This is a genomic window from Enterococcus sp. M-BR2 (genome assembly GCF_056612775.1).
The window spans coordinates 108250-121151 of record NZ_CM152743.1 but is presented as its reverse complement, the minus strand read 5'-3'; the positions used below and the strand labels follow the sequence as shown (position 1 = coordinate 121151).

At 39.7% G+C, this 12902-nt stretch carries 13 protein-coding genes and 1 other annotated feature; of the genes, 3 read left to right on the top strand and 10 right to left on the bottom strand.

Features of this window, described 5'->3' with window-relative positions:
- Positions 1-15 precede the first annotated feature (15 nt).
- From AC1F25_RS00545 to AC1F25_RS00520, 6 genes are all read right to left on the bottom strand, one after another.
- Positions 16-702: a methionine ABC transporter permease gene (locus tag AC1F25_RS00545; protein ID WP_002287674.1), complete on the bottom strand. Its 687-nt coding sequence runs from the start codon at positions 700-702 to the stop codon at positions 16-18.
- On the bottom strand, positions 695-1729 hold the full coding sequence (locus AC1F25_RS00540; protein WP_002304234.1) for a methionine ABC transporter ATP-binding protein: 1035 nt from the start codon (positions 1727-1729) through the stop codon (positions 695-697). The genes AC1F25_RS00545 and AC1F25_RS00540 overlap by 8 nt, the downstream gene beginning before the upstream one ends.
- A gap of 62 nt (positions 1730-1791) precedes the next feature.
- Positions 1792-2048, bottom strand: a binding site (T-box leader).
- A gap of 75 nt (positions 2049-2123) precedes the next feature.
- Positions 2124-2462, bottom strand: coding sequence for a glycine cleavage system H family protein (locus AC1F25_RS00535; RefSeq protein WP_002291179.1), 339 nt, complete (start codon positions 2460-2462; stop codon positions 2124-2126).
- Between the two features lies 1 nt (position 2463).
- Complete coding sequence (locus AC1F25_RS00530) at positions 2464-2820, bottom strand: arsenate reductase family protein (RefSeq protein ID WP_002308244.1); 357 nt, start codon at positions 2818-2820, stop codon at positions 2464-2466.
- A 5-nt stretch (positions 2821-2825) separates the two neighbouring features.
- The gene (locus tag AC1F25_RS00525; protein WP_002308242.1) at positions 2826-4013 is read right to left on the bottom strand and encodes an FtsW/RodA/SpoVE family cell cycle protein; all 1188 of its coding nucleotides are present in this window, start codon (positions 4011-4013) and stop codon (positions 2826-2828) included.
- 193 nt (positions 4014-4206) lie between these two features.
- Positions 4207-5049, bottom strand: a complete 843-nt coding sequence (locus AC1F25_RS00520) for a LysR family transcriptional regulator (protein WP_104760380.1) — start codon at positions 5047-5049, stop codon at positions 4207-4209.
- Positions 5050-5279: 230 nt separating this feature from the next.
- Here AC1F25_RS00520 and AC1F25_RS00515 point away from each other — a divergent pair, with 230 nt between their 5' ends.
- Both AC1F25_RS00515 and AC1F25_RS00510 read left to right on the top strand, forming a co-directional pair.
- Complete coding sequence (locus AC1F25_RS00515; RefSeq protein WP_002312068.1) at positions 5280-6248, top strand: TDT family transporter; 969 nt, start codon at positions 5280-5282, stop codon at positions 6246-6248.
- Between the two features lie 373 nt (positions 6249-6621).
- Positions 6622-7665: a YeiH family protein gene (locus AC1F25_RS00510; protein ID WP_002316496.1), complete on the top strand. Its 1044-nt coding sequence runs from the start codon at positions 6622-6624 to the stop codon at positions 7663-7665.
- A 62-nt stretch (positions 7666-7727) separates the two neighbouring features.
- Here the strand turns inward: AC1F25_RS00510 and AC1F25_RS00505 are convergent, their stop codons facing one another.
- Positions 7728-8192, bottom strand: a complete 465-nt coding sequence (locus AC1F25_RS00505) for a methylated-DNA--[protein]-cysteine S-methyltransferase (protein WP_002308236.1) — start codon at positions 8190-8192, stop codon at positions 7728-7730.
- Between the two features lie 245 nt (positions 8193-8437).
- Here AC1F25_RS00505 and AC1F25_RS00500 point away from each other — a divergent pair, with 245 nt between their 5' ends.
- Positions 8438-9385, top strand: a complete 948-nt coding sequence (locus tag AC1F25_RS00500) for a glycosyltransferase family 2 protein (protein ID WP_002308234.1) — start codon at positions 8438-8440, stop codon at positions 9383-9385.
- 335 nt (positions 9386-9720) lie between these two features.
- Here the strand turns inward: AC1F25_RS00500 and AC1F25_RS00495 are convergent, their stop codons facing one another.
- The 3 genes from AC1F25_RS00495 to AC1F25_RS00485 all read right to left on the bottom strand — a co-directional run bounded on the left by AC1F25_RS00495 (position 9721) and on the right by AC1F25_RS00485 (position 12792).
- Entirely contained in the window at positions 9721-11793 is a 2073-nt protein-coding gene (locus AC1F25_RS00495; RefSeq protein WP_002308233.1) for a DNA topoisomerase III, read from the bottom strand.
- Entirely contained in the window at positions 11726-12103 is a 378-nt protein-coding gene (locus AC1F25_RS00490) for a DUF1033 family protein (protein WP_002308231.1), read from the bottom strand. The genes AC1F25_RS00495 and AC1F25_RS00490 overlap by 68 nt, the downstream gene beginning before the upstream one ends.
- Before the next feature lie 128 nt (positions 12104-12231).
- Complete coding sequence (locus AC1F25_RS00485; protein WP_002325115.1) at positions 12232-12792, bottom strand: TetR/AcrR family transcriptional regulator; 561 nt, start codon at positions 12790-12792, stop codon at positions 12232-12234.
- Positions 12793-12902: the final 110 nt, after the last annotated feature.

Genomic DNA, 12902 nt, shown 5'->3' with positions numbered 1-12902 from the left:
TCCCCCTATATCCTATTATCTTTTGTCTGTTTTCTTAGTTAAGAAATCACCGATTCCTTGAACGATAAATACGATTAATAAAATAATTAAAGTCGCAACGAATGTCACTGTCAGATTACCACGTTGGTAGCCTTCCTGCCAAGCAAGACCACCAAGTCCACCTGCGCCGATCGCGCCGGCCATTGCAGTAAATCCGATCATCGAGATCGTTGTAACTGTTAATCCAGAAATCAACGCGGGAATACTTTCAGGTATCAAGACCTTCCAGATGATTTCCCAGTAACTTGCCCCCATTGCATCTGCTGCTTCCAGTACGCCAGGGCTGACTTCACGAAAAGCAATCTCTACTAGACGGGCATAAAATGGTGCCGCGGATAAAACAAGAGCTGGAATGGCTGCTTGCGCACCTAGCATAGTGCCTACGATTGCTTTAGTAAATGGAATGATCAAAACCATCAGGATCATAAATGGTGTTGATCGGAAAATATTACTGATGATCGATACGATCCCGTAAATGATTCGAGCATACGGTTTGTTTTTGCGCCCAATAGAGTAAAGGATCAATCCCAAGACTAATCCGATGATCGTCACTAAGACCATTGAGATCAATGTCATATATAGTGTATCAAGGATAGCCTGATTCATCGTTTCCGGATTGATTTGTTTAAAATCTAGATATGTTTCTGAAAAGCTTTTATCCACGATGGATCACCTCAATTCCTACTCCTTGTTCTTTAATGAACACTTCTGCTTGATCTAATTCTTTGGTTTCACCTGTCATCAAGACAGTCAATGAACCAAAGGAACCTTCTTTTACTTGTTTGATTTTCCCGTATACGACGTTGACATCAATGTTATAGCGTCGAATCGCTTGGGAAATAACTGGTTCGTTGGCATTTCTTTCGCTAAAGGTCAAAGTTGCCAAACGGCCGCTTGGATTTTCTTTGATGAGTTCAGCTAATAGTTCTGTCGAATCAGCTTCTGGTTCGATGTCTTGTTGTACAAAACGTTTGGTTACTTCTTTTTTCGGTTGTCTGAAGACAGTCAACACGTCTCCTTCTTCTACGACTTTCCCCAACTCCATCACAGCGACTTTGTTGCAGATTTTGCGGATCACATTCATTTCATGTGTGATCAAGACGATGGTCAAATTCAATTTCTTATTGATTGCTAACAATAAGTCTAATACTTCTTCTGTTGTTTGCGGGTCCAATGCACTCGTAGCCTCATCACAAAGCAGGATCTCAGGATCATTTGCCAATGCTCGTGCGATACCGACACGTTGTTTCTGTCCGCCGGAAAGTTGTGAAGGATACGCTTGTCCGCGTCCTTCTAACCCGACTAAACGCAACAATTCTTCTGCTCGTTCTTTGCGTTTGCTCTTTGGTACACCAGCTAATTCCAACGGCAGCTGGATATTTTCAAGTACAGTTCTTGACCATAACAGGTTGAAATGCTGGAAGATCATACCGATTTTCTTTCGGAATGTACGTAATTCTTTGTTTTTTAATTTTGTGATATCTTGATCGTTTACGATCACTTCGCCGCTCGTGGGAAGCTCAAGTCCATTCAGGAGACGGACTAATGTACTTTTTCCTGCCCCAGAATAGCCGACGATTCCATAAATATCCCCTTTTTCAACGTTTAGTGAAACGTCATTGACGGCTTGGATGTTTCCGTTTTTCCCATTGAATGTCTTTTTGACATTCGTTAGTTGGATTAATGACATGCCATTCACATCTTTCTCTTATGATTTTTCAAACAAAAAAGCCTTCGCCCTCTTGCCTTAAGCAAAAGGACGAAAGCTTGAACTTCCGTGTTACCACCTTGATTTACCGTTACTTCGCAATAACAGCCTCTTCCAGTACTTGGACTTAGCTTCTTTCCGTATACTGTCGCGCTGTAACGGGCACTCCCGTAGTAAGTTTGCTTACGCTCGCTTACTCTGCTCTAAGACCATCTTCCATCTCATTTTCGTTACCCATTTTCAGCAAACAGGGCTCTCTTCAAACGTCCGTGACATGTACTCTTCTTTTCAAAGCTTTCTCGTTTCATATAGGATTGCTTATGATTATAGCAACTGGAAGAATCAGTGTCAACTTTTTTCAAGTGATTTTCTGATTTTATAATTCGTCAAATTCTTTTGGATCAACATCTTTGAAACTTAAGATCCACGCATTCATTTCATCTGAATCATTCAAGATATTGATATCTTCACCGATTTTATCATTCACAGAAGAAACTGTACCCGTTAGCGGGCTAGCAAATTCATTGACCGCTTTTTCCGCTTCGACTTCGATCAGAGGTTCATCTTTTTTTAGCGATTGTCCTGCTTTTGGCAAATTGGCAAACGTGATGTCTCCGAGTTCTTCTTGCGCTTCATTTGTCAAACCAACACAGTATTCTTTTCCATTAAATAAGATCCAAAGGTTGTCCTTTTTCTTCAAATGTTTGCCTGCCATTTTATATCAGTTCTCCTTCATAAATTTTTTCATTGAATCCAATTGCAACAAGCTGGTCCTCTTGCACGATCAGCGGCCGCTTGATCAGCATGCCATCTGTCGATAAGACTTGGCTTGCTTTTGAAGCCGTAAACTCGCCTACTTGATCTTTCAGTCCAAGTTCTCGATATTTCATCCCGCTTGTGTTGAACAGGCGACGGATCGGTACTTGACTCGTTTCTAGCCAAGTCTCAATCGTTGAGGCCTTCGGTACTTCTTTGATCATATCAACAGTTTGATAACTAACGCCATGCTGGTCTAACCACGCTTTGGCTTTTTTGCATGTTGAACATTTCGGGTACCAGTAAAAGGTGTACAATTTTCTTACCTCCTTGAAGATCTTGCAGGTGCTTCATTTTGGTATCTCATCGATAATATCAATCCGACACCGATCATGTTCCCTAAAATCGAAGATCCTCCTTGGCTAATGAAAGGCAATGGGATCCCTGTTAAAGGAAGTAATCCGATATTTGCTCCAATGTTCTCAAAGACATGGAACAGCAGCATCATGATCAAACCGCTTGCGATATAGGCGTAAAATTCATTGTTCGTATCGAAACACACCCGAATCATACGATAAATCAAAATAAAATACAAGAAAATGACGAATGCACCACCGATAAAGCCGAAGTTTTCACCGATAACGGTAAAAATCATATCGGACTCACGAACAGGCACATAAATATTGCTTACATTGAATCCTTTACCAAACAAGCCACCGGTGCCGATTGCCAAAAGTCCTTGTGCCGGCTGGTAACTCATCCCAGACGTATCATGGAAAGGATCCAGCCATGAATCAATACGTGCAAATTGATAAGATTTGAAGCCCACTTTATAAAGCAAGTCTCTTCCGCCTTCAGTCGTCACTAAGAAAATCGTTCCTGCACCAACGACTACTGCTAAGATCACTACAGGGGCGATGATGCGCCAAGAGATTCCAGACATCAAGAATATCCCGCCGAAGATCGCAAGGAAGACGAGCATCGTTCCAAAGTCATCTTGAGCCATGATCAATGCTAATACCGGTATCGTCACGATCAAGAGCTTCCCAATCAGCCAAAAGTCCGATTTCATCGTCCGTTCTTTTACTTGCGTATTATGTTTGGTCACGATCAGCGCCATCATCAAGATGTACGCGATCTTCATTAGCTCTGCTGGCTGGAAGGTGAACGCACCGAATCGGAACCAGTTTTTAGAACCTGTAGAATCGGCTAAATTCTTGTCATAGAATTCCAGTAAGAGTCCCATTACTACTAACCCCAAGCCATAAAGGTAAGGAGTCAGTTTCCAGATCCATTTGGAATTCAAATGCATGATGACAACGATTGCTGCCGCCCCAACTAAATACCAGACAACTTGCATCCCTACGCCTTTCAAGACTGCTGGATTGTTCGGATCATGGCTAAGTGCTACATATAATGAGAGCAGACCAATCAAACATAACAGAAAGACTGGTAAAATCACGCCATAATCAATACGATTATCGTTCGAAGCTTTTAATTTTTTTTCCATGTTTCATCCCTTTTCTTAAAAACCATACTGCTGATTATTATAGCGGTCCAGTTAGATAATGGAAAGTCTTTCCACAGACATTTGGGAAAAATTAACTTTCCGTTTGTGCAGCTGCTTGAGCAAACGGAAGGCAAAAGCCTACTGCTTATCTTTAGTGTATCACAGAACTTTTTTTGATACATGCAATTATCTATCAGCTGAGATTCTCCTCGCTGTGAGAAGTTTCTGTGCTTTCATTGTATCGAAGGATCTCTTCAGCAATCTCTAACAGCTGATCAGAAACCAGATTGGTTCGTTGAATGAAATAAAAATACCGATGGAAATTCAACGGAATCATTGGTACGTCTTTTGGCACAGAGCGCTCAGATAAAATCGAGCGTCCGATTCCTTCCTTCAGCAACGCAACGATCACATCATTGCTTTTCACGATCATTTTCTTATCTTGGATGTTCATTTCTTCAAAATAACGTTGTGTGTAATGAAAAACGCCAGAATTTGCTTCTCTTACAAGCCACAATTTACTTTTTGGGTCCCCAGCAATGACTAGCTGGTCTTCCATCAAGGAGTACCTTTGTACGCCGGAAGTCTCTAATGGCTTTTCGATAAAACCAAAATCGGATTCATGTTTCGCTACTTGTCCTAATGATTCATGTGAATTCGCGATCTCGATCTCAAAATGCACTTTAGGAAACCTTTTGATCAGATGTTTCATCAACTGAGGCAAAAGATAAACAGCAAATGTGTGGGAAGCAACGATCCGACATACTTCTTCTTCATTTTGTTCATTGAGCAATTTTTGCTGGGTCTCTTCCCATTCTTCTAATAAAACCAGCGTCCGCTCGTATAATAAATCGGCTTGCTTAGTTGGAAGCATCTCTTTTCTGCCATTACGCTGAAAAAGATCAATATTCAACTCCCGCTCTAATTGTTTGATTTGATTCGAGACGGCTGGCTGAGATAAAAACAGTACTTCTGCTGCTCTAGAAAAATTTCTTGTTTCATATACTGCTCGAAAAGTCGTTAATAACTTAAACATGGTACCACTTCCATAACTTTTTATGATAATTACTATAAAAACTATTTGATTTAAATATACAAAAAACCATCTATAATAGAAATGTACAACAAAACAGTTGCTGATCCAACTAGTAACTCAGACAAGATAATCAGCTGTCTGCTTTGCTCGTAATCATACAGACCTATTCATTTTACAATGTATTCGTTCATCTTGGTACTAAAATCTATTAAATAAAAAGGAGAATATATATGAAGAACTTTTTGAAAATTATTCCGATCCCGATCTGCGGGTTGATTCTTGGGTTAGCTTCCCTTGGAAATCTGTTTAAAGACTATCACCATGTTGCTTTAGGCAATCTAACTGGCGGTATCTCAATGATTCTTATGATATTCATTTTTGTTAAATTGTTTATCTTATTTGAGCATACGAAACAAACGTTGCATGATCCGATCATCGCCTCCGTTTCACCAACTTTTACGATGTCACTCATGGTTATTTGTACTTATTTTGTTTCATATGAAAGTATTGCACCGATTGTCAAATTCATTTGGTTGTGTGCAGTTATTTTCCAAGTGATACTTGTCTTTTATTTCAATTATCACCATGTCATCAAAGCTGATCTTTCTATTGAAGCAATTTATCCAAGCTGGTTTATCATTTATGTTGGGTTTGGGGTCATCACTGTAACTGCTGGGAACTTCTTCCCACTTATTGGAAAAATCTTCTTTTGGATTTCATTGGTCTGCTATGCGTTCTTATTACCAATCATCATCAAACGTGTCTTTTTCGTAAGAAATATGGCTCATCCAACACGTCCGCTGATTACGATCGTTGCAGCACCTGGTTCTCTTTGCCTGACAGGTTACCTGAAAAACTTTGCAGAACCTAACTTTTATCTTGTCGTAGCGTTGTTCGTTTTATCTCAAGTATTGTATTTCGTCGTGCTGTCTATACTGCCACGCTTGTTCAAGCTTCGTTTTTATCCAAGCTACGCAGCCTTTACATTCCCACTTGTTATCTCTGCAACAGCTCTATTTACTACTGTTCATTACTTCAACAGTTTAGGTATTTATAGTAGCGTATTAGATTTCTTAAAAATTGCGGAATGTCTGTTTGCAAGTGTAGTTGTCTTCTACGTGCTTGCTCATTACGTACGTTTCTTAACTAAAGAACATAGCAAACATGGAAAATTTGTTTCTAAAAAAATCGCTTCATAATTGATTCGATTGGTTGTGAAAGAAGTGGTCAGCTTCTAGAAATAAGAAGGAATATACGAAAATTGCTTCTCAAATTTTTGTAACATTTCGGCTTATTTCCGAAGAAGCTACTTCTGGAACACCGTTTACCAAGAGGTCGTGAAAAAGCCGCCTAGTTTCGAGTAGTAAGAAAAATTTTGTGAAAATGGCTTTCCACATTTTTGCATAAATTTGGCTTAATACCGAGAAACTGGCTTTGGAACACCGTTTATTCGAAACAAGAGGTTGTGACAAGACTTTTGTCACGACCTCTTATTCTTTTGTCAAAATACTGGTTTAGTGCTACTATGTTCGAGTATGCTTTTAGTATTTATTGACGAAAGGAACCAATCAAATGAAATCATTGTCACATCCAATAAAATCTGTAAAGGATTCAGCGGTCCGCGAGATTTTGCCCGGATTACTGCTTTCTTTTGCCATCGCTGCCGTCAGCCGGCTTCTTGCTATTTATCTGCCACAGTTAGGTGGAGCGACTATTGCTATTTTATTGGGTATTTTATTAGGAAATACTTTTTTTAAACAGCCTGTTCTAGCAATCGGCACAAAATTCGCTGAAAGCAAACTATTGGAATTCTCTGTTTTTTTACTAGGTGCAACTGTCACCGCTCAAACGATTGCTCAAATTGGTGTAAAAGGAATTGTTTTTGTGTTACTACAGATGTCAGTCACTATCATCGGTGCTTACTTGATTGGTAAGAAACTGCAATTCAGCGATACTTCTTCTTTGATGATGGCTGGAGGAAACGCTGTTTGTGGTTCTTCTGCTATTGCTTCGATCGCCCCTTCCATCCATGCAAAAGAGGAAGAAAAAGGACAGATCATCACACTGGTCAATCTACTAGGTACTATGATGATGTTGACCCTCCCTTTTCTTGGATTACAGCTATTCGGAGGAAATCTCATTGAAAAAAGCGCACTTTTAGGTGGCACACTCCAATCTGTGGGTCAAGTAGTCGCTGGTGCAAGTTTGCTTGACAGTTCTGTTGTCGAATTTGCCATGTTGTTTAAGATTCTACGTATCATGATGCTTGTTGTTGTTGTCTATTTGTTTGAAAAATTCATGCACAAGAAACAACCAGCTCTGTTTGAAACACCGACTGATACGCAGAAAAAACGAAAATTACCGCTTCCTTGGTATGTATTAGGGTTTGTGATCTTTTGTTTGGTCAACAGCTTGTTTTCTTTACCTGTAGTTATTGACCAATCGGCACATTTTATCAGTAGCTGGTTTGAGATCACTGCTTTAGCGGCAATTGGGCTGCGTTTAGACTTTGCAAAATTCATGAAAGAAGGTACACGTTTCTTATCTTACGGATTGGCTGTCGGGCTTCTCCAAACAGTAATGGCTTTACTATTTATTTGGCTGATCAAACTTTAGAACAAACACGAAAAAACAGTTGTGATTCTCGCATGGAACAATGTTCGAATCACAACTGTTTTTTAATTTTGCAGATACCCTTCTAATAGCAACAATTGGCGTTTGATTTCGACTCCATCTGTTGCGTTTCCCATATATCCTGTCAGTTTTCCATTTTGCCCGATCACTCGATGACAAGGAATAACGATTGGTAATGGATTGGTTCGATTTGCCTGTCCAATCGCTCGCACAGCTTTCGGACTAGCGACAGCAACGGCTACTTCTTTATATGTTCGGATTTCTCCATAAGGAATGGTCGACAAAGCTTTCCAGACATTTTGCTGAAAAGGCGTACCTCTCTTTATAGATAAAGGAATTTCAAATTCTTTTCTTTTTCCCGTAAAATATTCTTCAAACTGTTCTTGTGTGCGCGTTAAAATTTGCTGATTCGCTGATTTGCTTTCCGAAATTGGCTGAAAAGATACAGCAGTCAACCCGGATTCATCTGCATCTAACCATAAAAAGCCGATAGGTGTGTGTATTTTCATTTTGTTTGCTCCTGGTCAACAGACTGGAACTTCCTCCTTTTTCTCTGTCCGAAACTACTTGCCAACTACTAAAAATTGTTCTTAAAAATTTGATAAACCGAGGAAACATGGTAAACTAAATACGGTAGTTTACCAAAAGAATACCTGTTCTTTTACGTAAAATCAAATTTAAAAGGTGTTATTTAAGGTTTATTAAATTTTGAATGTAAACCATATATAAACATACGATTGAAAGGAAAGAAACGATGAAAGTATCAATTGTTGTCCCATGTTTCAATGAAGAAAAAACGGTTCCTCTTTTTTTTGATGAGGTTGAAAAATTCAAAGGTCCCCATGAGTTCGAATATTTATTTATTGACGATGGATCAAAAGACGGTACATTAGCAGCAATCAAGAAGCTAGCTGCAGCTTATCCTTATGTCCGCTTTGTCTCATTTTCCAGAAATTTCGGGAAAGAAGCGGCTCTATACGCTGGATTACAAGCTTCTACAGGAGATTTAGTGACTGTTATGGATGTTGACTTACAAGATCCACCTGAACTGCTTCCTGAGATGATTGAACGAATCACTACTTCTGATATCGATTGTGTCGGCACCCGGCGTTCGACTCGTGAAGGTGAGCCTGCAATCCGCAGCTTCTTCGCGAAAAAATTCTACCAGTTGATTAATAAAATCAGCGATACAGAAATGGTCGATGGCGCTCGTGATTTCCGTTTGATGACCCGACAAATGGTGGATGCTGTCCTAGAACTAACAGAATACAACCGATTTTCAAAAGGTTTATTCAGTTGGGTCGGATTCAAAACAGAATATATTTCTTATGAAAACCGCGAACGTGTAGCTGGTGAAACATCTTGGTCCTTCTGGAAATTGTTCAACTACTCGATTGATGGTATCGTGAACTTCTCCGATGCGCCATTGACAATTGCTTCATTTATCGGCGCTTTGTCTTGTGTCGGTTCTGGTATTGCGATCTTGTTCATTATTTTGCGGGCATTGCTGTTTGGTGATCCTACATCAGGATGGCCTTCCATGGTCTCGATCTTCCTATTCATCGGCGGAATCCAACTGTTATGTCTTGGAATCATCGGGAAATATATCGGAAAAATCTTCTTAGAAACGAAGCAACGTCCTGTTTATATTATTAGAGAAACAGAAAAAGTGAAGCCAAATGAATTGAAGCCTCACCAATAATATACGTCAAATGAAGTAAACATTTTTTTAAATGAAGAGGGACTGTGACAAAAATCTTGTCGCAGTCCCTTTTTCCGAACAAACGGTTTTCAATCAACTAACCTTCGGTATTAGCTCAACAAACGACAAAATATGAGGAGCTATTTTTGTTTGCTGTTCTTATTACTTGATGCAGGATGATGCAGAACAGCTTTTTCACAACCTCTGATATATGGTGTTCCAGAAGTAGCTTCTTCGAAAAATAAGCCGAAATGTTACAAAAATTTGAGAAGCAATTTTCGTAAATTCCTTCTTATTTCTTGAAGCTGACCACTTCTGTCACAACCTCCATCTTCTTACTTCTTCATTGCCGCTTTTAGTGCTGCTGCTAATGGGCTTTCTTCTGGTTCTTCTGCCTGTGCATATTTTTTCAGCAAACGACGTTCTTCATGTTTGGTCATTTTCTTCTTCTGCTCTTTTTTATCAAGCATTTTTTCTGTCGTTCCGTCGTATTTACAACGGAAATAAGCACCATTTTTGCCTTCGATGATTTCCATTTTCCGGTGGCATTGTGGGCAGCGATGGTTGGAGACTTTTGGATCTTTTCTTCTGCGGTAGTTGCAATCTGAATTGGTGCAGACATAAATTTTGCCGTCTCGCGTGTTTTTCTCACGCAGATTGGCCCCACATTCTGGACATTTCTTTTGGGTAATCGAGAAATCTTGATATTCTTGTTTGCTTGATTTGATTTCATTCACCAAGCGTTTTGTTTCTTTTTCGATTCCATTCAAGAAGGTTCCTGCTTGTTTCTTTCCTGCAGCAATAGCTTCAAGGTCTTTTTCCCAGCTTTCTGTCAGATCCGGTGTCACTAAAGATGGGTTGACTAATACTAATAATTGTTTACCTTTAGGGGATACTTGCAGTCCTTGAGGGGTACGTTCCATCAACTCTGATTTGATCAATTTTTCAATGATCTCTGCACGAGTAGCCGGGGTTCCCAGACTGTATTTTTCCATTTGTCCAAGCAAGCTTGCTTCTGTCAATGGTTTAGGCGGTGCAGATAATTCTTTTTTGATGGTGAAATCAGGATTGATCCGCATTCCTTTTTCCCATTTGACTGTTTCCGTTTCAGATTCAGTTTCGCCTTTCCACCCTGCTTGGATGACACGATTTTGTCGGAAAATGAATTGTTCTTTATCAAATTCAACCGTGACTTTTGTCTGACTGACTTTGTGTGGTTGAGCAAACAAGCCTAAGAAACGAGAGACGATCATTTGATAGATTTTTTGCTCTTCATTACTTAGTTTTTCATAACGTGCTCGGTTTTCAGTTGGCAAAAGCGCATGGTGATCGGTCACTTTATTGTCTTGGAATACTTTTGTCTGTTGGACGATGGCTCCGTTTTTCAAATACTGCTTGACCTCAGGAGCAAAATCGCTGACTGCTTGCAGTCGTTCGTTCATCGTACTTTTCATGTCGTTTGTCAGGTATTTGCTGTCTGTACGCGGATAAGTAACGATTTTATGGGTCTCATATAAACTTTGTACAAGACTTAATGTTTTCTTTGCAGAATAGCCATAGCGTTGATTGGCTTCTCTTTGGATCTCTGTTAAATCATAAGGTAGCGGCGCAGATTCCGTTTTTAATTTTTCTTGGACTTCTGTGACAGTTCCTTTGCTTGTACTGATCAATTGAACAAGTTTTTGTGCTTCTTCTTGTGTTTTTAAAGCAAATTGATTTTTTTGAACCATTTTGGCTTGTTCTTTTCCAGCGTGCAACGTGATCGTGAAATACGTTTGTGGACGGAACTGTTCGATTTTCTTTTCTTGGTCTCTCACTAATGCTAGTGTCGGGGTCTGCACACGGCCCGCTGATAAATTATCCGCGTACTTCACAGTTAAGGCTCTGGTCACATTCAATCCTACCAACCAGTCCGCTTTTGCCCGGGCAAGAGCAGATTCATACAATGCATCATATTCTTTTGCAGGTCTTAGTTGCTTGAATCCTGTTTTGATTGCTTTATCTGTTTGAGAAGAGATCCATAACCGCTTCACTGGTTTATTGAAATGCACATACTCTAAGATCCAGCGAGCAACAAGTTCCCCTTCCCTTCCGGCATCTGTCGCAATGACTGCTTCTGAGACATCTTTTCGTTGAGCCAGCTGCTTGATTGCTTTTAATTGATATCCTGTTTTAGGAAGTGGTTTGATTCCTAGTTTTTTAGGGATCATCGGCAACGTGTCCATTTGCCAGCTCTGCCATTCCTTATTCAGATCTTCCGGCATTTTCAATCCTAATAAATGACCAAGGGCCCAAGTAACGATCACCTTGGGTCCTTCGTAATAATTTTTGTGCTTTTGATTAGCACCAAGCACCTTGCTTAGGTCTTTCGCAACGCTTGGTTTTTCCGCTAGAATTAGTTGTTTCATAAAATTCCTTTCTGCTTTCTACTGTGATGGGCTGATGATTTTTCAACAACGCAAGTCCCTTGTATTGCTGTAAATCATCGTCACACTCTTCACACCAGCGCTCATCTCCGTCATTCCAAAAGGCGCTGAGAAAGTTTCTTTTCGCATTGATATATTCATAATTTTGATGGATCGCGATCCATTGTTTTTCGTACGCTTGTCGTGCTTCTTCAAAAGACTCGAATGTTTCTTCTGCTTCAATATCTTCTTCCCAGTCTTCAAAAAACCACCAAGGCTCATTGTCCCCGAACATGGTAATTACTTGATACATACTCGTGCTCCTTCTTTCAGCTTTTCTAGACTCATCTTAGTCACTTTTCAAGAAAGTTGCAAGAATTTTCTCTTATAAAAGGATCATTTAATGAACATCTTGAAAATGATACCAATGAATCTGATTGTTTAAGGCAAAGTAGCGATAAAGTCATTGATCATCCAAAAATAGCTGTCCTCTGGATCGATTGTCGGTTCTTTTGTAAAGTATCCTAAAAAACGCAAGGAAAGATAGCCGTGGATCATACTACGTAATTCTCTGCTTCGGTGGACTTTTTCTTCTTTCGTTAATTGAAAAGCCTCAAAGATCTGCAAAATGATCTGGTTCGTTTCATGGATTCCCTCTAATAAAACTGCTTCATTGGTGTGGGGCACACTGATCAGCAACTCATACACTGCTTGATTCGAAAAAGCAAAGGATCGATAAGTTTCTGCATAGATCTGCAGTGCTTCCTGACCACTTTTCCCCACAAGAGCCCGACGCAGCTGGTCATTAAGTTCCTGCAGAAGTTTTGCTGTTAACGCTGTTTTGACATCACGAATATTTTTGAAATGGTTATACAGCGAGGGAGCCTTGATATCCAAGCGTTTTGCTAAATGCTGAAAGGTTATTTGCTGAACATCCATCTCTTCTGCTAGTTCTCGAAAGCAGTCGATGATTTTCTCTTGAGACAGATTTCTTTTTTTCATTTCCATGTTTCCTCTCATAAAATAAATCCTTCACTCTTTCAGTTTACCACGAAAAAGAACGAGAAAAAAGAGACTTTCATTGATAAACTACATAATGTAGTTTATAATAA

Coding starts and splice junctions, on each gene's coding strand:
- AC1F25_RS00540 (WP_002304234.1), bottom strand. CDS start 1,729: ATGTCATTAATCCAACTAACGAATGTCAAAAAGACATTCAATGGGAAA.
- AC1F25_RS00515 (WP_002312068.1), top strand. CDS start 5,280: ATGAAGAACTTTTTGAAAATTATTCCGATCCCGATCTGCGGGTTGATT.
- AC1F25_RS00535 (WP_002291179.1), bottom strand. CDS start 2,462: ATGGCAGGCAAACATTTGAAGAAAAAGGACAACCTTTGGATCTTATTT.
- AC1F25_RS00525 (WP_002308242.1), bottom strand. CDS start 4,013: ATGGAAAAAAAATTAAAAGCTTCGAACGATAATCGTATTGATTATGGC.
- AC1F25_RS00500 (WP_002308234.1), top strand. CDS start 8,438: ATGAAAGTATCAATTGTTGTCCCATGTTTCAATGAAGAAAAAACGGTT.
- AC1F25_RS00505 (WP_002308236.1), bottom strand. CDS start 8,192: ATGAAAATACACACACCTATCGGCTTTTTATGGTTAGATGCAGATGAA.
- AC1F25_RS00485 (WP_002325115.1), bottom strand. CDS start 12,792: ATGAAAAAAAGAAATCTGTCTCAAGAGAAAATCATCGACTGCTTTCGA.
- AC1F25_RS00510 (WP_002316496.1), top strand. CDS start 6,622: ATGAAATCATTGTCACATCCAATAAAATCTGTAAAGGATTCAGCGGTC.
- AC1F25_RS00520 (WP_104760380.1), bottom strand. CDS start 5,049: ATGTTTAAGTTATTAACGACTTTTCGAGCAGTATATGAAACAAGAAAT.
- AC1F25_RS00495 (WP_002308233.1), bottom strand. CDS start 11,793: ATGAAACAACTAATTCTAGCGGAAAAACCAAGCGTTGCGAAAGACCTA.
- AC1F25_RS00490 (WP_002308231.1), bottom strand. CDS start 12,103: ATGTATCAAGTAATTACCATGTTCGGGGACAATGAGCCTTGGTGGTTT.